12 protein-coding genes are annotated in these 21,173 nt (G+C 40.1%); 7 read left to right on the top strand and 5 right to left on the bottom strand.

Annotation, left to right across the window (positions count from 1 at the left end):
• Positions 1 to 450: 450 nt before the first annotated feature.
• From CYP84_RS06815 to CYP84_RS06835, 5 genes are read right to left on the bottom strand one after another with little or no spacing between them, the layout of a single operon-like run.
• On the bottom strand, positions 451 to 942 hold the full coding sequence (locus CYP84_RS06815; RefSeq protein ID WP_103637052.1) for a flagellar protein: 492 nt from the start codon (positions 940 to 942) through the stop codon (positions 451 to 453).
• A 4-nt stretch (positions 943 to 946) separates the two neighbouring features.
• A complete protein-coding gene (locus tag CYP84_RS06820; RefSeq protein ID WP_103637053.1) occupies positions 947 to 2,293 on the bottom strand; it encodes a TolC family protein in 1,347 nt (448 codons plus the stop codon).
• Between the two features lies 1 nt (position 2,294).
• Complete coding sequence (locus CYP84_RS06825) at positions 2,295 to 4,223, bottom strand: MacB family efflux pump subunit (protein ID WP_103637054.1); 1,929 nt, start codon at positions 4,221 to 4,223, stop codon at positions 2,295 to 2,297.
• Positions 4,224 to 5,420, bottom strand: a complete 1,197-nt coding sequence (locus tag CYP84_RS06830; protein ID WP_103637055.1) for an efflux RND transporter periplasmic adaptor subunit — start codon at positions 5,418 to 5,420, stop codon at positions 4,224 to 4,226.
• 53 nt (positions 5,421 to 5,473) lie between these two features.
• Entirely contained in the window at positions 5,474 to 7,507 is a 2,034-nt protein-coding gene (locus tag CYP84_RS06835; RefSeq protein ID WP_103637056.1) for an ATP-dependent helicase, read from the bottom strand.
• Positions 7,508 to 7,571: 64 nt separating this feature from the next.
• Between CYP84_RS06835 and pbpC the strand changes: the two genes are divergently transcribed.
• From pbpC to CYP84_RS06870, 7 genes are all read left to right on the top strand, one after another.
• Positions 7,572 to 9,740 carry a penicillin-binding protein 1C gene (pbpC, locus tag CYP84_RS06840; RefSeq protein ID WP_103637057.1) on the top strand — a complete coding sequence of 723 codons (2,169 nt, stop codon included), beginning with the start codon at positions 7,572 to 7,574 and terminating at the stop codon, positions 9,738 to 9,740.
• A 1-nt stretch (position 9,741) separates the two neighbouring features.
• Positions 9,742 to 14,865: an alpha-2-macroglobulin family protein gene (locus CYP84_RS06845; protein WP_103637058.1), complete on the top strand. Its 5,124-nt coding sequence runs from the start codon at positions 9,742 to 9,744 to the stop codon at positions 14,863 to 14,865.
• 121 nt (positions 14,866 to 14,986) lie between these two features.
• Complete coding sequence (locus CYP84_RS06850) at positions 14,987 to 17,611, top strand: valine--tRNA ligase (RefSeq protein ID WP_103637059.1); 2,625 nt, start codon at positions 14,987 to 14,989, stop codon at positions 17,609 to 17,611.
• On the top strand, positions 17,611 to 18,567 hold the full coding sequence (locus CYP84_RS06855; RefSeq protein ID WP_103637060.1) for a methionine ABC transporter ATP-binding protein: 957 nt from the start codon (positions 17,611 to 17,613) through the stop codon (positions 18,565 to 18,567). Before CYP84_RS06850 ends, CYP84_RS06855 begins: the two co-directional genes overlap by 1 nt.
• Positions 18,567 to 19,241 (top strand): methionine ABC transporter permease, encoded by a 675-nt coding sequence (locus CYP84_RS06860; RefSeq protein ID WP_087585899.1) that lies wholly within the window; start codon positions 18,567 to 18,569, stop codon positions 19,239 to 19,241. The genes CYP84_RS06855 and CYP84_RS06860 overlap by 1 nt, the downstream gene beginning before the upstream one ends.
• A 258-nt stretch (positions 19,242 to 19,499) precedes the next feature.
• The gene (locus CYP84_RS06865; protein WP_021084583.1) at positions 19,500 to 20,282 is read left to right on the top strand and encodes a MetQ/NlpA family ABC transporter substrate-binding protein; all 783 of its coding nucleotides are present in this window, start codon (positions 19,500 to 19,502) and stop codon (positions 20,280 to 20,282) included.
• Positions 20,283 to 20,358: 76 nt separating this feature from the next.
• On the top strand, positions 20,359 to 21,138 hold the full coding sequence (locus CYP84_RS06870; protein WP_103569624.1) for a MetQ/NlpA family ABC transporter substrate-binding protein: 780 nt from the start codon (positions 20,359 to 20,361) through the stop codon (positions 21,136 to 21,138).
• Positions 21,139 to 21,173 lie beyond the last annotated feature (35 nt).

Consider the following 21,173-nt stretch of genomic DNA (forward strand, 5'->3'; position numbering starts at 1 on the left):
ATATTTTGTATTGAAAACTGTAATTTTCAAATTGATATTTTAAAATCTTTATTCTGCTCTTTTGAAAGTTTTAAATGGCTAGATTTGGCTGTGTTTTGTATTTTAACTTTTGTGTGATCTAAATTTATCCATAAAATTTGTTGTAAAAATATTTGTAAGAAAATGAGTTAAATTTTACACTTTTCAAAAATTGTGAAATTTGCATCTAGCTTATATATAACTTAAGATTTAATCTACACTATTTTGAAAAATTGAGTAAGAGCTATATAGTGATCTTGTGCATTAAATTTTGAAGCAAGGTGTTAAATTTAGCATTCAAAGGCAACTATAAAACCAAAATTTGCGTTAAATTTTAAAGTTGAGCGATCTTGAGTGATACACTTAAGAGCTAGTAGTTAAATTTGCTTTAAAAACACTCCTGAAAACTATTTTTCAAGCTAAAGTGCGTAATTAAATTTTATCCTCAAAAAGTGTGCGGATATCTAGTGTATAGTTTTTAGGCATAAAGATCGGTGAGTCTAAAATTTCAAGCAAGCCATCATCAAATGAGAGAAATTCCACTACTCTTTTGCGCCTATTATCAGTTTTTATGCTCATATCAGCTAGCCGCACTATTTTTATGATCTGCATTTTATCTGCCGTCCATTCAGAAAAAGCTAGAAATTTAGAGTCCTCTGAAAACAAAAAGCAAGCAGTAGCTCTCTCGCTAAGTAAAATTTGAAGCGTATCGTCATCTTTAACTAAATTTTGATCCAAATTTGATAGTCTTTTTGCGTGGTTTGAAAACTCGTTTTTTAAATTTAGACAGTGCTCGCTATTTACAAAAAGTCGTAGCTCGCCAAGGGTTGGAGCGCCCATAGCGACCTCGCAACCTTCAAATTTGGCACTAAATTTGCCATCACTGCTACACGCATTTGCCTCGTAGTCCCAAGCTGAACTCATAATTTTACCTATTAAATTTGCCAGCCATGGCTTTGTAGATATTTAGCTCGTCTTGTAAAAGCGTGTATTTTGCTTTTAGTAGCCCTATTTTGGCCTCTAGCTCGCTATTTTTAGCCTCCAAAAACTGCTTTAGCTCGACCTTGCCATAGGAGTATTTTAGCTCGTAAATTTTTGAAATTTCTTCGTAGTTTTTTATCTGATCTTGGTAGTTTGTAAGTAGTGCTTCGTCGTTTAGATAGTCTTTATAAAATGCGTCTATCTCGTTTAATGCGCTATTTAGAGTGCTTATGTAGTTTAGCTTTGCAAGCTCGAAATTTGCCTCGCTAACCTTTAAATTTGACTTTAGCTTGTGGTAGTTTAAAAATGGTAAATTTAGAGCGATGTTGCCATTTAGAAATTTAAGACTAAAGGCTTCCTCTTTTTTGTCGGTGCTGCTTTTGAGGCTGGCTCCTAGCGTGATGCTTGGATAAAACTCTTTTTGGCTCGCTTTGTAGTTTGAGATGCCCTCTTCCATGCGGTAAATGGCCGCTCTTAGATCAGGCCGGTTTGCTATGGTGCTTGTTGGCACATCTAGATCAACGCCCACTCTTTTAACGGGACTTAGTGTGAGGCCTTCAAATTTAAGCTCAAATTCTGGTCTCTCATTTAGTAAAATCCTAAGCGTTTTTTTAGCACTCACAAGCTCTTTTTTGGCACTTTCTATCTTATTTTGAGCGCTTAAGAGCTGCGAGTTTATCTGTTTTAGGCTTAGCGCCTCCTCTTTGCCAAGTTTAAATTTAAGCCCAACTATCTCATTTAGCTTGTTATAAATTTCTAAAATTTGCTCATAAGTTTTTATGCTCTCGTTTAGATATAAAATTTGAAAATAAGCGTCTGCCACGGAGTTTATCACGCTTAGTTTGCTAGCCTCCAGATCAAATTTAGTAGCCCTTGCTTCAAACATCGCTGCGTCTTTGCTATTTGCTAGCTTTTGCCAAAGATCAAGCTCGTAGCTAAGTCCTATGCTTGAGCCAAAACTTCTAGTGACCGCGCCGCCCTCTTTTATATTTTTGCTGCTTGTTGCCTCGATGCCAGCGTTAAAGCTTGGGATCAAATTTGCCTGCAAAACGCCAGCTTGAGCGAGCGCTTTATTTACATTTATTGCCGCTTTTGCAAGGTCGGTGTTGTTTTTAAGCGCAAGTTCTACAAGCTCATCAAGGTAGCTTTGCTCATACTGCTTCCACCAAGAAGTGTCTAAATTTAGCTCACCACTGGTGTTATCTTCAAGTAAAATTTGTTTGTAGTTTTCATCTATATTTTTAACAGCGCATCCGCTTAAAACGAGCACTAAAGCTAGGCTTAGAAATTTCATATTACTCCCTTGAAAGTGCATCTATTGGGTTTAGTTTTGAGGAGTTTTTGGCAGGCATGTAGCCAAAGATGATGCCAATGGCCATCGACGTGACAAGTGCAAGCACGATAGAGCCATTTGAAAAGATCATGCTAAAGCCGTTTAAGAAGTTGTTAAAGATGTAGCCGATAGCGTAGGATAGGACGATGCCGATGGCACCGCCAATTAGGCAAAGTAGCACCGCCTCTATCAAAAACTGCTGCAAGATGTTGCTCTGTCTGGCTCCGATCGCCATTTTTATGCCTATCTCTTTGGTGCGCTCGGTGACTGAGACTAGCATGATGTTCATTACGCCTATGCCCCCAACTACGAGCGAGACGACTGCTATGCTTGAGATGAGAAGGCGCATGGTGGAGATGGTCTCTTCGATCGTTTGCTTGATGCTGTCTGAGTTTCTTGTAAAAAAGTCCTTTTTGCCGTGCTTGATCTCTAAAAGCTCAGTTAGTGTTTTTTCGGCGATTTGCGCATTGACACCTTCATTTACTTTGGCGGTGATCGAGCTTATAAATTTATCCCCTGTGACCTTGTTTAGCACGGTCGTGTATGGGGCGTAAATTTTAAGCGTACTTGAATCGCCCATCTTAAAATCATCCTTTTGCAAAACGCCGATAATGCGAAGTGGCTTTTTGTTAAAAAGTATAATCTTGCCGATAGGATCATCATTTTTAAAGATGCTATTTTTGGTGTTTTGATCGATTAAGGCGACTGAAGCGGAGTTTAAAACCTCGTCTTCATCGTAAATTCTGCCCTCTTCTAGCTTTAGCCCATTTACATCAAAGCTCCCTACCCCGCCACCTTTTAGGCTCGCACTTAGCGAGATATTTTCATAGGTTAGCACGCCTGAAGTGCTTGTATTTGGCGTGACTGAGTCTAAAAAGGACTGCTTGGCAAGCATGTTTGCATCGCTTATGGAGAGCGTTTTTACCTTGCCTGAGAGCATATCGCCAAAGCCTTTACCTGGCATGATGTCGATCGTGTTTGTGCCGATCTTTCTGATGCCAGCTAAAATTTGTTCCTGCGAGCCTTTGCCAAGTGCAACGACGCTAATAACTGCTGTAATGCCGATAATAATGCCAAGCATCGTTAAAAGTGATCTTAGTTTGTGCGCTAGCATCGCATTTACCGACATTTTAAAGCTCTCGATTAGCTGGTCTTTATAGTAGGTAAATTTGCTCTTTTCTGGCTGAGTTTGCTTGCTTGCTTCATAAATTTTGCTACTTTTGACATTGTCGCTTACGATGTTGCCATCTTTTATCTCGATCACACGGCTTGCGTACTCAGCGATCTTTGGGTCGTGCGTGACGATGATGATGGTATGACCTTTTTTATAAAGATCAACTAAAATTTCCATCACCCTTAGACCACTTTTGCTATCAAGCGCGCCAGTTGGCTCGTCTGCTAAAATGATCTCGCCGCCATTCATCAGCGCCCTTGCTATGGAGACCCTTTGCTGTTGTCCGCCTGAGAGCTTATTTGGTAAATTTTTTGCCTTTTCGCTAAGTCCAAGTGAGCCAAGAAGCTCATTAGCTCTTTTCTCTCGCTCGCTCTTGTTTGCCCCTGCGTATATGCTAGGCAGCGCTACGTTTTCAAGGGCATTCATCGTGCTAAGCAGGTTATATCTTTGAAAGATAAAGCCAAATTTATCCCTTCTAAGCTTAGCAAGTGCGTCGCTATCAAATTTTGATATATCTTTGCCGTCCAGCAAATACTCGCCACCACTTGGGCTATCTAAGCAGCCAAGGATGTTCATAAGGGTTGATTTACCAGAGCCAGACTGACCGATAATGGCTATAAACTCGCCCTTTTTTATCTCTAAATTTATGCCGTGTAGGATCTCTATCTCATTGTCACCTAGCTTAAAGCTTTTGGTGATATTTTTTAGACTTATCACTTAAAACTTCTTATGTTCTTTTGCGATCATCTTGGCGATCTCGCTTGATGAGCCTTGAGATGTGATGATCTCGTCACCCTCGTTTACACCACTAATGATCTGCGTATCGAGGTTATCTTTTATGCCAGTTTTGACCGCTGTTTTTACGGGCTTGCCATCTTTTAGCACATAGACAAAAGTACCGTTTTCATCTTTTTTGATACCGATGCTTGGCACGATGATGGCGCCCTCGACGTTTGCTATTAAAAGCTCGTTTTGCGTGGTCATGCCTATTCTTAAAATTCCATCTTTGTTATCAACGATGCTTTGCGCGTAGTAATAGACCGCCGAGCTGCTGCTAGAGCTACTTGAGTATGAAGACTTACTGCTACTACTTGAGCCGTAGCTGCCATCACTTAGTGTGGTGAGCCCTGGGTCGATCGAGCTAACAGTCGTTTGAAATTTCTTCGTTGGCTCAGAGAGGATCGAGTATTCAACTGGCGTGCCGACTTTTATCTTGGTGATGTCGCCCTCTGCTATTTGCATCTTCATCTTTACATGGCTAAGATCAGCGATATTTACGATAGTTGGCGTAGTTTGGTTGGCATTTACAGTCTGACCCTCCTCGACCTGCACGCTTACAACAGTGCCATCTCTTGGCGCGGTGATCTTTGTGTAGCCTAAATTTATCTTAGCGGTGCTTAGCTCGATATTTGTCTGCTTGATCTGCGCTTCAAGCTCTTTTATCTTGGCGCTATTTGCACTATATGTGTTTTTTGCGCTTTCAAATTCTTGCTTTGAGGTGGCGTTTTTAGAAAAGAGTGCATTTTCTCTATCAAACTGCGTTTTAGCGATATTTAGAGCCACTTTTGCACTTTCTAGCTGGGCTTTGTAGATGGCAAGCTGTGCTTCTTTATTGTCTATGCTATTTTGCTGGGTCGAGCTATCGATACTTGCGATCATATCACCCTTTTTTACCTGATCTCCAAGCTTAACATATAGCTTTTTTATCTGACCGCTCACCTGAGCTCCCACGTCGATTAGCTCGGTAGCGAAAATTTCTCCAGTTGCATCGACTTTCTTGCTAAATGAGCCCTTCTTTGCCTTTTTGGTGATAAACTCCACCTTTTCATCTTTTATACTAAAAAATTTATCATAGACGAAGTATCCGCCAACGCCTATAATAAGCAGGATTATTAAAATTTTAGTTTTTTTCATCGCTTCTCTTTGTAAAAAATTGGTAAATTCTACTTCACAAGAGTAAATACTCTTTAAGCTTCCTCTTTTGCCATGCCAGCCTCTATCAAAAACCTGCTTGGTTGGTAGGTCACCTTCTTTATCTTGTCGTATTTTGCGTAGCTAAGATATAGCTCGTCTTTTGCTCTTGTTACTGCTACGTAAAAGAGCCGTCTCTCCTCTTCTAGGCTGCCGCCCATGCTCATTAGCTTTAAATTTGGAAAGCGGTTTTGCGCGAGATCTACTATGAAAACTTGGTCAAACTCAAGCCCCTTGCTTGCATGCACGCTAAGCAAGCTAACGCCCTGTCCTTCGCTCATCTCGTTGCTTCCAAGGGCTAAGAAGTTGTAAAATTTACTGATATCTTGATATTTTTTAGCTAGCTCGCTTAGCACCACGCTCTTTGCCATTATGCGCTCTTTGACCTCTTCTTTGAGCGCGAGATCGACGTTGCCATTTTTTAGAGTTGCCCTTTTTGTGCTGATGTTTTCGACGATTAACGAGTAAATTTTGCTAGTTTTTATCTCATTTATCATCGTGGCTGGCTTTGAGATATTTCTCATGCCTCTTAAAAAGTTGTAAATTTCATATAAAAATTGCGCCCCACTCTCGCTTAGCTTTTGTAGTTTTAGCACAGGGTGACCCAGAAATTTATCGCTAAAGCCAAGCTTAGAAAACCTTGAAACCTCGGCAAATTCATCAAGGTCGTCAAAAAGGCCTAGCTGGTAGTTTCGCCTTTTGTTTGACGAGATATTTACGCTCTCATCTGGCTCAACTATCCCTTTTATCAAATTTCCATGCCCAAGCTTAAGAAGTGCATCAAAAATTTCCTTGCTAACTGCGCTGCCAACGCCCTTTGCGTATTCGCAGATGTGGATAAATGCCATTATATCTTTTGGATTGACATAAATTCCCATTATGTCGATGAGCGCCTTGATCTCGCGACTCTCAAAAAAGCTCACCCCGCCCTTTCGCTTTGAGCCGATACCTCGCTCTTTTAGCGCGACCTCGATACCGTCTGCTGATGAGTTATTTCTAAAAATTATGGCGATATTTTCTCTATTAAATGGCGAAAACGAGATGATATCGGCGATATTTTGATACTGATCAAAAAGCTCGTTATAGACAAGTAGCCTTGGAGGCTTAAAATTTCCCTCGCGGCTAACTGTGAGGTGCTTTTCATAAAGCCTTGGATTGTTATTTATGACCTTATTTGCAAGGGCTAGGATGCTTGAGCTTGAGCGGTAATTTACATTTAAAGCGTAGATATTTGCGTTTGGGAAGCGATCTTTAAATGAGCCAATGATCTCGATATTTGCGCCATTAAATGCGTAGATGCTCTGGTCAAAATCGCCCACGCAAAAGAGGCTCTTTGTCTTAAATGCGTCTATTAGGCTGCCTTGAAGCGTGTTTGTATCTTGATACTCGTCGATCAAAATTTCATCATAAGCTAAATTTGCCCCCTTTTTTAGCTCGTCGCGCATTTTTATAAGAAGGTCGTTAAAGTCAGCGTAAGAAAATTTAGCCTTCTCAGCCTCAAACTCCTCTAAGACATCTTCATAAATTTCAGCATAAACGCCCTGTTCTTCGCTCTTTGCACTTATCCATTTGCCAAAAGTTGTGCCTTGTTCGCTGTTTTGAAATAGCGAGTAAAGATCGTATAGATAGGCTCCGCCATAAGGCTTGACGTCGCTTAAATGGTAAAATTTACGCCTCTCAACAAGACTTTTTAAAAGCGTCTTTAGCTCGCTTGGCTGCTTTAGCGTGACGCCTTTATCAAGGCTTTTTAAAAGCGAAAATGAGACCGAGTGGAAGGTGCCTGCGGTGATTTTGGAAGTGATTTGTTTATCAAAATACCTATTTAAACGCTCTATCATCTCGCTGGCTGCTTTGTTGGTAAATGTTAGAAGCAAAATTTTCTCTGGCTTTACGCCTAAATTTAAAAGATGAGCGATGCGAGCGACTATGGTGCTAGTCTTGCCAGTGCCAGCTGAAGCGATGATGAGATTGTGTCCAAATGGCGCAGTTGCGGCGGTGTATTGTTCTTTGTTTAACCTAGATAAGGGCATTGTTTCCTCTTTTTAAAAAGGTCTAATTATAGCTACTTAAACTTTAACAGCTATAATCACGCTGATGAAAAAGTTTAAATTTCTAAAATTCCTTGCCCTATCTTTGGCTTTAGTGGTTGCTATTTTTTTGATACTTGATCAAATTTACCCATTAAATTTAGACGCACTCAAAAAAGACGAAGCCAAAATTTTGCTTGATAAAAATGGCGAGATCATAAATATGAAGCTTAGTAGCGACGGAATTTGGAGATTTCACGAGCAAAGCTTTCCAAATTCGCTAAAACAATGTGTCGTGCTCTTTGAAGATAGATATTTTTACTACCATTTTGGCGTAAATTTTGCCTCCATTTTTAGAGCATTTTTCCACAACCTAAGAAGCGACAACCGCATAGGGGCTAGCACTATCACGATGCAAGTAGCCAGGATGCTGGAGCCAAGTGATAGGAGCTATAAAAATAAGATAAGAGAAATTTTTAGAGCATTTCAGCTTGAACTTCACTTTAGTAAGGATGAAATTTTAAATTTATACCTAAATTTAGCCCCTTATGGCGGAAATATCGAGGGGGCAAAGGCGGCAAGTTTCTTTTACTTTGGCAAGGAGCTAAACGAGCTTAGCTACGCTCAGGCCGCACTTTTAAGCACGATCCCTAAAAATCCAAATAAAAACAGGCTTGATCGCGTCTCAAACATAAACGCCCTAAAAAACAGGGTCATAAAGATGCTTTATAAGGCAAATTTAATCGACCTTAGTGCCTTTAAAAGAGCTCAGGCTGAGCCATTTAAAAATGTAAGGATAAGAGCCATCGTAAATGCTAGCGACTACGCAAATGTCGCTTTTAAAAATCAAATTTCAAAGGCTAGTTTGGATCTAAATTTACAAAAAGATATGCTTAAAATTTTAAAAGACGCGATGTTTTCGCTAAAGGCTAAAAATGCAAATAACGCAGCAGCCGTAGTCATCGACAATAAAAAAATGAGCGTTGTTGCTTTTATTGGCTCGCACGATGAGCGCGCACGAGACGGCAAAAACTCAGCCCTAAATATGAAGCGAAACACCGGCAGCACGCTAAAGCCTTTTATCTACTCGCTTGCGCTTGATAGCGGGCTTATCACGCCAAGCTCACAGCTGATAGACACGCAAATTTATCTAAATGAATATGTGCCAAAGAACTTTAGTAACGACTTTTTGGGGCTTGTAAGCGCAAAGGACGCTCTAAATTTTAGCCTCAATATCCCAGTTATAAATTTAGACTTAAAGCTAAAAGACAACTCGCTTTACGAGTTACTTGAAAAGGTAAATTTAGTTGATGAAAACAAGGAATTTTACGGCTCTTCGATAGTTTTAGGCAGCGCTGAGATGAGCCTGATTGATCTTGCGCATCTTTATACGATATACGCAAATGGCGGGGTTTTCATGCCGCTTGAGTTTGCTGGCAAAAACTACAAAAATGAAGATAAAAACATAACCCTCATCTCGCCTCAAAGCGCATATCTAACCGCCAAAATGATGAGCGAGGCCTCAAGGTCATATCTAAAAAATGCTTGGCAATACGCGCAAAACACGCCAAAGATCGCCTTTAAAACAGGCACAAGTGCAAACTCACGCGATCTTTACGCCATTGGAGTTGATGAGGACTACACGATAGCCGTCTGGGTAGGCAACTTTAACGCCGAAAAAACTGACAAGCTAACTGGGCTAAATGACGTTTCAAAGATCGTTTTTGATATGTTTAAGATCACGGCACAAAGGCAAAATTTAGAGTTTATGAGCGAGCCAGAGGGCATCGAAAAAGTGCCAACCTGCCTTGATGCTTTTAGTTATGAAACATGCAAAAAAACGGCACTTGATGATAGGATAGTTGGAGTTAAACTGCAAGATAAATGCGAGAGTTTAAGGGGTGAGGAGCTTGAGTTTTTGATAAAAAATGGCTTTTTAGACAAGAATGAGGTCAAAAATAGCCCTTGCGCTGAAATTTTCAAAGACAAAAAGCCAGTTTTTGCCTATCCGTATGATGGCGAAGAGATCGTGACAGATGAAAATGTAACACAAATTATGCTAAAATGCTACGCGTTTTTAGGTGATGAAATTTACCTAAAAGTGGATGATTTGAACTTTTCTAAGATAGAAAATGCAAGTGAAAAAAGGCTAGATCTAACTCTTGGCGAGCACACTTTAAAATGCCTTGATCAAAACTCAAATCAAAGTGAAATAACAATAAAACTAAGGAGATAAAATGCAGCAAAAAGCGCTACTTCTAGCACTTTTAGGAGCAGTAAATTTATATGCTTTAAGTCTAAATGGCAATGTCGAGGTAAAGTCGCCTTTAAGCGTGGAATTTGGACTAGAAGATGATGTTAGCAAAAATCTCATAGGCACGCTAAGTGAGAAAAAGCTTATCTCGTGCGAGCCAGCGCTAAGTGGCACGGTGAAATTTAACGCTCAAAGCCTTACGCTTTTTACAAAAGATATGCACGCAGGCGTAGAGTATAGCTGTAAGCTAGAAAATGGCAGCAGCGCTAGCTTTGAGACGAAAGAATTTACGCTTGAGAAGATAGAAAAGCTCTCTGATAGCAAATTTGTCCTTAAATTTAATGACGAAGTTAGTGACGAGCTTGTAAAAAAAATAGCCGTAAAAGGTGCAAGCTTTAATGCCTTGCAGCTCTCTCAAAACAGCTTTGAGCTTGATCTTGATAAAAATATAAGCGAGCCTACTTTTGAGTTTGGAGAAAATTTTGAGAGTAAATTTGGCGCTAAGCTAGCAGGCGATGGCGTGGTGAAATTTAGTGAGCAAGCAAGCGATGAGAGCGCAAATTTAAACGCTGAAGCTAAAAGCTTTGAGATAGCCAAAATTTATCCAACAAGCCTTGATAACGGCATCTTGGCATTTAGAATTTATCTAAAAGAGTGGCTAAGCGATGATAATAATCTAAAGAAATTTATCAAGATAAAAGGCGTAAAAAGCTTTAACATAAGCGACGTGGCATATAAAAATGATGATGAGGCTGGCGCGCCAAATTCTGAGCTTGATGGGTATGATTATTACATCGATATCACAAGCGATGAGTTTAAGCCACAAAATAGCTACGAGATCACGATAAAACCGGGCTTTGGAGATGATAGAAATGTCGTAAGAGAGGCTAAAACCTACGAGGTGGTCGCTAGCAACTTCACTCCATTTGCAAATTTCACAAACGAAGAGCCTTACATCTCAAGCGTGGGCGAGATCGGCATTAGAAGCGCAAATTTACCTGAGCTAAATGTAAGCGTTGAAAAGTTAAGCGATCAAAATTTTAGATACTTTTTAAATTTCAACGACAATAGCGAAGATCTAAGCAATTTTAGCTCAAAAGTAGCAAGCAAAAGCTACAAGCTAGAGGGTGCATTAAACGAAATTTCACTAAACAAGATCAAGCTTGACTTTGCAGGAGCAGGAGACGGCGTCTATAAGATAAACTTAAACTACGGCAAAGATAAGAGCGTCTCAAAGGTCGTCTATCTAAGCGATATCGCCATAAATGCAAAGCTTGGCAAGGATGAAATTTTCGTCTTTGCAAACCGCCTTGGCGAAAACACAATGCTACCAAACGCAAATGTAAAAATTTATGGCAAAAGAAACGAAGAGATCGCAGTTGGCGCGACAAATGACGTCGGCGTCTTTAAATTTAACAAAAAAGATATCTACAAAGAGATCTCATCGATCGTCGTCTCACTTGGCAAGGAGCAAAATTTTCTCATCATAAAAGATGGCGAAGCGCTAAATGAGGCAAAGCTCATCAGTCAAAATCCAAGCGAGAGCATTGATGCTTACACGCATTTTGCCTCAAATATCATAAGACCAAACGAGAGCTTAAAAGGAGCAATTTATCTAAGAGATAGGGACTTTAATCCGCTTAAAAATATGCCAGTTAAGATTAAATTTATCGATCCGCAAGGCAAAAGTAGCGCCCAGATCACGCAAAATACAAATGATGTTGGTATGATAAATTTTGAAAAAGAAATTTTAAGCGATCTAAGCGGTAGATTTAACATGCAGATAATCTACGCTAGCAAAGTGATAGCGAGTGTGCCATTTTACGTCGAGAGCTTCGTGCCAAACAAGATAAAAAATGACATAGCCATAGACACTGATAAATTCTTTGCAAACGAGCTAGTAAAGGTAAATTTAACAAGTAGCTATCTCTTTGGCGGAGCAGCTAGCGACTTAGCTGGCAGTATGCAGGTTAGCTTCTTTGATGATGAGTATAAAAATAGCGAATTTAAAGAGTATAAATTTAAAAACGACACCCTAAAAGCGGCTGCCTATCCAAGCATAGAAAATGATCTAACTCTTTCAAAAGATGGCAAATCAAGCCAAATGATAGATCTTAGCTTTAACACCAAAAACGCACCATCAATAATAAAAGGCGTCATAAATTTCAACGTAAATGACGATGGCAAAAACGTAAGTGACGCAAAAAGCTTTACGCTCTATCCTTACAAAGATATGGTTGGCATCGCTGCTAGCACGGCATTTGCTGATCCAAATGAAGATGTAAAGATAAGAACAGTCGTCGTTGATATGCCAAGCCAAAAGGCAGTGAAGTCAAATTTGAAATTTGATATAAAACGTGTCTCATGGCAGTATCAAAGGGACGCAAACGGCTATATAAAATGGATCCAAACACTTGAAGATGTGGATAGCTTTTATAAAAATAGTGGCGAGTTTAGCTATAAATTTATGCAAAGTGGCTCATACGTCATCACAGCTACAAATTTAGTAAGTGGTGCGAGCACGAGCCTAGACATCGATGTGAGCGGCTACAACTACTCAACCCTAGCCCCTACAAAAGAGCTTAGCAAGTCTCAGATCAAGCTAAACAAAAGCGTCTATAAAAAAGGCGACGAGCTAAGCGCAGACATAAGCTCAGCCATAAAAGAAGGCATCGCGCTTGTCACGCTTGAAGATGCAGGTGTCAAAGCCTACAAGGTCGTCAAGATCAAAAACAATTCAGCAAACGTTAAATTTAAGCTCGACTTTGACTTTAATGGTCTTTACGTGAGTGCAAATATCTACCGCATGACTGACGCTGGGCTAGCTCCGTTTAGAACCTACGGCAAGGTCTATGCAAACGGCGATAAATCTTCAAGAAAGATAGAGCTTACTCTTGATGCGCCAAAAAGTGCAAAGAGCGATGAAAATATCAAAATTTCACTAAAAACAAAGCCAAAAGCTTATCTGAATTTATTTATCACAGATGTCGGCGTGCTTGATATCACATCGCAAAAGCCAGCCGATCCGCTTAAGTTTTTTGACAAAATTTTACCTGATGGCGTCTTTGACTACGACATTTACAATATGCTCACAAACTACAAGGTCGAGGGCAAAACGCTAAGCTTTGGCGGTGATGCCGCGGCGATGGCTGTGGCGGCGAAAATGGCAAAGCATGCAAGCCCAGTTGATAGCAAAAATGTAAAAACTTATGCAAATTTAGTGAGCCTTCAAGCAGACGACAAAGGCGAAATTTCATACGAATTTAAAACACCAAATGGCTTTAACGGCGCTGTTAGAGTAGATGCTGTGGCAAATGACGCAACTGCAATGAACGCCGTAAATAGCGAGATAAAAGTAAAAGATGATGTGATTATTAAGCCAAGTGCTTTAGTTTATCTTTTAAAAGGCGATGAATTAAGCGCAAATTTAAGGCTTATAAATACGACAAATACAGACAAAAACCTTACTATAAACATAGTAACAAGTAAAAATTTAAACATCAAAACGCAAGAAAAAGCCAACCTAAAGCCGCTTGAAAACAAGGCGTTTGTGCTTAAAATTTCAGCCCTTGAAACAGGTGCTGGCGAATATAATATAACAGTAAGCGACAAAAATAGCTCAAAAACGCTTCAAAATTTACTAGACGTCATTAGTCCTTATACGATCAGCACCTACGCAAAGAGCAGTGTCTTTGACAAAGAGAGTAAAATTTCACTACCAAAAGGCTATCACGATGTGAGCGTTGATGCCTCAAGCTCGGTCTCAAGCGTGCTTTTGGCAGCTTCAAAGAATTTAGTAGAGTATCCTTACGGATGCGCGGAGCAAAGGAGCTCAAGACTGCTTGCGCTTTTAAATTTAAAACCAAAAGATGAGCTTGAAAAAGGGGATCAAAAGAGATTTATCGTTAGTGGCATAGATGAGCTAGTTAAGATGCAAAAAGCAGACGGCAGCTTTGGCTACTGGAGCGATCTAGGCGAGACAAATGCATTTGCAAGCATCTTTGCAACTGATGTTTTACTTGATCTTAGCGAGGCTGGATATGAGGTAAGCAAAGGCGTAAAACAAAATGCGCTAAACTCTCTCTTAAAATACGCAAATAACGACCTTGAGGCACTTTATGCTCTTTATGTAAGCTCACGTGCAAATATGGCTGACAGATCGATCTTAAATAAAATTTACGACGACAAAGCCTACAATAAAACAGCACTAAGTAAATACCTAATGGCAGCAGCTCTAAAGCTAAACGGCCTAAATGACGAGGCAAAGGTCGCGCTAAAAGATATCAAAAATACTAAAACAATCGAAGAAAATGCATCTGATTTTAGCTCAAAAGTAAGAGATAACGCCTTTATCTTATATCTGCACGCAAAATACTTTGAGAAAAACGACTACTCAGATGATCTTGCAAATTTCTTGATAGTAAATTTAAATGAGCTAAGCTCAACGCAAGAGCGTGCATTTACGCTAAGAGCGCTAAATGCATACTTTGGCAAAGATAACGGCGAGAAAAATAACAAATTTAAGCTTAGCTACAACGGCGAAAGTAAAGAATTCGATGGTCTTTTAAGCACGTCATTTACTACAAAAAATGGCGAATTTAGCATCGCTCCACTAGGCTCAAATAAGCTCTACGCAACTATCTTAAGCTACGCTTACTTGCCGCTTGATATTAGGCATAAGATCGAGCCAAAAGAGCTTGATATTTACCGCGTTTTTGTCGATGAAAAAGGCAAAGAGGTTGATCTAAATAGTCTAAAAGTAAATGATGTCATCTACTCAAAAGTGGTGATAAACTCAAAAACAATGGTCAGAAACGGCGTGATAAACGAGATCGTAAGCAGTTGCTTTGAGCCGATAAATGAAAATTTAAGCAACTTTAGCAAGAGCTTAAAAAACAGCTTGCAAGTCGAGTATAAAAGCGTAAAAGATGACCGCGTGCTAAGCTTTTATACGCTAAATAGCGACGAAAAAGACGCTGTGCTCTACACACCTTATAGAGTAAGACTTGGTGGTAAATGCTCACTTGGTGCAGTCACAACTGAAAATATGTACAACGAAAGACAAAACGACTACGACCTAGCTCAAAGAAGCTTTAACGTCAAATAGCTATCTAAACTTCGGGGCGTTTAACCGCCCCAAGCCCATATTTTCCCACTTTTGCAAAGATTTTTTTAAACAAATTTTAGATAACATTAAGCATTTTTTAAACGAAACTGAGGAGATAAAAGTGGCAGATTTTTACAATGCAAAAGAGATAGAAGACAAATTTTATAAAATTTGGGAAGAACGCGGATATTTCGAGATAGACGCAAACAAAGATATCCAAAAAGATGGATGTAAATTTTGCATTATGATGCCACCTCCAAACGTGACTGGCTCGCTTCACATCGGACACGCCCTAACCTTCACACTTCAAGATATCATGACTCGCTACAAGAGGATGGACGGCTACAAGACACTTTGGCAGCCAGGACTTGACCACGCTGGTATCGCCACTCAAAACGTCGTTGAAAAACAGCTTTTGGCACAAGGGATCAAAAAAGAAGAGCTTGGACGCGAGAAATTTGTAGAAAAAGTGTGGGAGTGGAAGGAAAAAAGCGGCGGTATGATCGTCCATCAGATGCGAAAACTAGGCATCACTCCGGCTTGGTCACGCCAGAGATTTACTATGGATGAGGGCTTAAGAAAAGCTGTGAAAAAGGCCTTTGTAAATTTATATGACAAAGGATTAATTGTCCAGAAAAACTACATGATAAACTGGTGTACGCACGATGGCGCACTCTCCGACATCGAGGTCGAACATAAAGAAAACAAAGGCAAGCTCTATCATTTAAGATACTACTTTTCAGATATGCCAAGCGAATTTGTTGTTGTTGCGACCACTAGACCTGAAACATATTTCGGCGACACCGCCGTAATGGTAAATCCAAACGACGAGCGCTATAAAAATTTAATCGGCAAAAAAGTGGTGCTACCTATCATAAATAGAGAGATCGAGATCATCGCGGATGAGCACGTCGATATGGAGTTTGGAACAGGCCTTGTTAAGGTCACGCCTGCGCACGATCAAAACGACTACGAGGTTGGCAAAAAGCATAACCTTGAGTTTATCACTGTATTTGATGAAAAGGGTATTTTAAACGACAAGTGCGATAAATTTGCAGGTCTTGAGAGGCTTGAGGCTAGAGATATCGTCGTGGCCGAGCTTGAAAAACTAGGCAATGTTGAAAAGATAGAAGACTACGAAAATCAAGTAGGCTACTGCTACCGCTGCAAAAACGTCGTCGAGCCATATATCTCAAAGCAGTGGTTTGTCAAAAAAGAGATTGCAGACGAGGCGATACAAAAAGTCTCAGAGGGTCTTGCCAAATTTTACCCGCCACACTGGATAAACAGCTTTAACGCATGGATGAGAGAGCTAAGAGATTGGTGTATCTCACGCCAGCTTTGGTGGGGACATCAAATTCCAGTATTTTACTGCGATGATTGCGGTCATATGTGGGCTGACGAGGGAGAGCCATGCGAGTGCAAAAAGTGTAAAAGTAAAAATTTCCACCAAGACCCAGATGTGCTAGATACGTGGTTTAGCTCTGGTCTTTGGCCATTTAGCACGCTTGGCTGGGGCAATGAAAATGAGCTAAAAAATGAAAAATGGTTTGAAGGCGATTTGGCTGAATTTTATCCAAACAACCTTCTCATCACTGGCTTTGATATATTATTTTTCTGGGTTGCTAGGATGATGTTTCAGGGTGAAAACGCCCTTGGCAAGCTGCCGTTTGACGACATCTACCTGCACGCGCTTGTAAAAGATGAGTTTGGCAGAAAGATGAGTAAGAGCCTTGGCAACGTCATCGACCCACTTGATAGCATAAATGAGTATAGCGCCGATATCTTGCGCTTTACACTAACGCTGCTAGCCGTTCAAGGACGCGACATCAAGCTAAGTGACGCTAAGATGAAGCAGGTAAGAAATTTCACCAACAAGCTTTATAATGCGAGCAAATACCTCATGCTAAATGAGAGCAAATTTCCAAATTTAGAGGATATCAAGCTTGAAACAAAGCTTGGAATTTATATGAATAGCCGCTTTAACGAGTGCGTGAGAGAGGTGCGCGAAAACATTGACGCCTACCGCTTCAATGACGCTGCAAACACACTTTATAAATTCCTTTGGGATGAGTTTTGCGACTGGGGCATCGAGCTTAGCAAGGCTGACAAAGCGAGCGTAAAAGAGCTTGGAAGTATATTTAAAGAGGCGATGAAACTGCTAAATCCTTTTATGCCGTTTCTTTCAGAGTATCTATTTCAAGAGCTTAGCGGCACACAGCTTGAAAATGCAAAATCAATAATGGTTATGAGCTATCCAGAGATAAAAGAGCGAAATTTAGAGGTTGAGAAGAAATTTGAGCTAGTTATCGAAGCGATCGTCGCTATTCGCCGTGCAAAAGCTACTATCGATCTTGGCAACTCAAAGATCGCAAAAGCCTTTGTTAAATTTAATGAAAAAATAGACCTTGACGAGGTAAAAGAGTACATCAAACTGCTTGCAAAATGCGAAGAGATCGGCTTTATAGATGAGAAAATCGAAAATTCAATAAGAGATGTGAGCGAAAATTTAGAGGCATTTGTCCCACTTGAAGGGCTTGATATGAGCGGCATCATCACAAGGCTAAGGTCTCAAAAGACAAAGCTTGAAAAAGAGATAGCCAAACTCTCAGGCATGCTAAATAACCAAAATTTCGTAGCAAACGCACCAAAAGAGGTCATAGAGACAAACAAAGAGGCTTTGCAGAGCGCTGAGGCTAAATTTAAAAAAGTATGCGAAGAGCTAGAAGCTCTTGGAGAAAAATAGTGATAGAAATAGAAAATTTAACCAAATTTTATGGTGATACGCAGATCCTTTTTGATATAAATTTAGAGGTTAAAAAGGGTGAAATTTTTGCTATCGTGGGACACAGCGGTGCTGGTAAATCAACGCTTTTAAGGTGCATAAATGGGCTTGAGAGCTATCAAGGTGGCAGCTTAAAAGTCTTTGATAAAGAGATAAAAAATTTAGACGAGACGCAGCAAAGACATTTAAGGCGAGATGTTGGGATGATATTTCAGCATTTTGCCTTGATGGCTAGAAAAAATGTCTTTGAAAACGTCGCTACTCCGCTTAAATTTTGGGGTTATAAAAGCGATGAAACCGAGAAAAGAGTGAGAGAGCTTTTAAATTTAGTCGGTCTTGAAAACAAGGCAAAGAGCTATCCAAGCGAGCTAAGCGGCGGCCAGAAACAGCGTGTGGCGATCGCCAGAGCGCTTGCTTTAAATCCAAAAATTTTACTAAGCGACGAGGCGACTTCAGCTCTTGATCCAAACACGACAAATCAAATTTTAGAGCTGCTTGAAAAGATAAACAAAGAGCTAGACATCAGCGTCGTCATCGTCACGCACGAGATGGAGGTGGTAAAATCGATCGCAAAACGTGCGATACTGCTTGAAGGCGGCAAGATCATAGGCTCTGGAAGCATCGAAGAGCTATTTTTAAAGCCAGATGAGAAGATGAAAGAGTTTTTGGGTGAAGTTGAAATTTTGCCAAGCACTGGCACAAATATCAGGCTATTTTTCCCAAAAGAAGTGGCTCAAAATAGCGTGATCACGCACATGGCAAGAAGCCTAAATATCGACTTTAACATAGTCTGGGGCAAGCTTGAAAAGCTAAACGACAACGTCCTTGGCTCGCTTGTCATAAACATAGATGAAAAAGATAAAGAAAACGTGCTTAACTATATCAAGCAAAGTGGCGTTTTGTGGGAGGTTGCTTGATGTTTGGTATTGACTTTTCTAAATTTCCAGATGTTTTTTCTAGGATACTTTTGCCAGCTATCGGCGAGACGCTATATATGAGCATAGTCTCTACCCTGCTCGCCTTTGCCATAGGCCTCATACCTGCGGTTTTGCTCATCCTTTCAGATAAAGACGGACTAAAGCCAAACAAGCAGCTTTATTTTATACTTGATATCGTTATAAACGTGCTTAGAAGCTTTCCGTTTATCATTTTGATCATCGTGCTCTTTCCGGTCACAAAAATGATCGTAGGCACAAGCATCGGCACCACAGCTGCGATCGTTCCGCTAACTATCGGAGCGGCTCCGTTTGTGGCAAGGCTCATTGAAAATGCTCTAAAAGAGGTTGATAAAGGCATCATTGAAGCTGCTCAAAGCTTTGGTAGCTCGAAATTTCAGATCATCTTTCGCGTGATGTTTGTAGAGGCTCTTCCTGGCATCATCTCGGCATTTACGCTAACGCTTATCGTAAATATCGGCTTTTCAGCGATGGCTGGTGCAGTTGGCGGTGGCGGACTAGGATCTGTTGCTATAAACTACGGATATCAGAGATTTCGCCCAGATATCATGCTCTACACCGTGGTTATTCTTATCATTATGGTTCAAATTTTTCAAGTTTTAGGCAACTATCTCTATAAAATTTCAAAAAAATAAGGCCACATTTTTTATCTGATTTTAAGCTTTTTTCCTTAAAATTGCCAAATTAATTTTAGCTGAAAGGACAAAAGATGAAATCAGATATGTGCCAGATGTGCCGCCTACTAAAAAATGCGTCGTCGAGAGACTAATCTCTAAGCACAGAATTTCTTTTTAAGTGCTTAGAAATAGCTTAAGCGCTTAAAAAGAAATTTAACCTTCTAGCTTAAATTTATCCTTTTTTGGTGCTTGGCAAATTTTAAAAAAGGATAATAAATGAAAAAACTACTTCTTACCTCTTTAGTTGCCCTAGGCCTTAGCGTTAGCGCAAATGCTGCTGACAAGTCAAAAACAATAATCGTCGGTGCTACACCTATCCCACATGCTGAAATTTTAGAGGTTGTAAAGCCTATTTTGGCAAAAGATGGCTACACACTTGAGATCAAAGAATTTAACGACTACACCACACCAAACCTTGCGACAGAGGACGGTGACCTTGATGCAAACTTCTTTCAGCACATCCCATATCTTGAAGAATTTAACAAAAACAAAGGCACTCACCTTGTAAAAACAGTTGGCGTACACCTCGAACCAATGGGAGTTTATTCTAAAAAGATCAAAGACATAAAAGAGCTAAAAGATGGCGCAGTGGTTTCTATACCAAATGACCCAACAAACGAGAGCCGCGCACTTGATATCATAGCAAGTACCGGACTTATCAAGCTAAACAACAACCCACTAAAAACCCCACTTGATATAGTTGATAATCCTAAAAAACTTAAATTTGAAGAGATCGAGACTGCTCAAGTGCCAAGAACGCTTGATGACGTTACTATCGCAGTTATCAACACAAACTACGCGCTAAATGCAAATCTCAATCCAACAAAAGACGCGCTTGTGATCGAGAGCAAAGATAGCCCATACGTAAACTACGTAGTTGTTAAAGCTGGCAACGAGAATAGCCCTAAAACTAAAGCACTTGATAAAGCGATCAACTCACCAGAAGTTAAGAAATTTATCGAGACAAAGTATAACGGCGCTATCATCCCAGCGTTTTAATTAAATTTATAAAAAGCGACGTAAAAGCTTTTACCTTTTTAGCGTCGCTTCAAATCAAATCAAAAAAGGAAAAACAATGAAATTTATCAAACTTTTAACCGCATCTTTAGTTGCTCTAAGCCTTCACGCAGCCGACAAAGACCACACTATCATTGTTGGCGTCTCACCAGTGCCACACGCTGAAATTTTAGAATTTGTAAAACCAAAGCTAAAAGATAAGGGCTATGACCTTGTCATCTCTGAAATTTCAGACTACTCTATCCCAAATGTCGCCACAGAAGATGGTAGCTTAGACGCAAATTTCTTTCAGCATTTGCCATATCTTGAGGAGCAAAACAAGGCTAGAGGCTTGCATCTTGTAAGTGTTGCAAATGTCCATGTCGAGCCACTTGGCTTTTACTCTAAAAAGATAAAAAACATAAAAGATCTAAAAGATGGCTCAAAAGTGGCGATCGCTTACGATCCGTCAAATGGCAACAGAGCGCTTAGAATTTTAGAAAAAGCCGGTCTTATAGAGATCGATAAAAACGTAAAAGTTGCAACTGTAAATGACATAACTAAAAATCCTAAGAATTTGCAGTTTGTCGAGCTAGAAGGCGCTCAGATCCCAAGAACGCTTGATGATGTCGATATCGCTGCTATTAGCACAAATTTCGTCCTTGATCTTGGCATGAGCGTGGCAAAAGACGCACTTTTACTTGAAGACGCCAACAGCCCTTACGCCAACATCATCGTCACAAGAGCTGGCAACGAGAACAATCCTAAGATCAAAGCTTTAGTTGATGCGGTGCTTAGCCCTGATACTAAAAATTTCATCATCACTCGCTACAAAGGCGAGGTTATACCTGCATTTTAAAAACGGGGCGAGCTTTCGCCCTATCTATCTTTTAG

The organism is Campylobacter concisus, from assembly GCF_002912425.1.
In the GTDB taxonomy this organism is placed as follows: Bacteria; Campylobacterota; Campylobacteria; order Campylobacterales; family Campylobacteraceae; genus Campylobacter_A; species Campylobacter_A concisus_AH.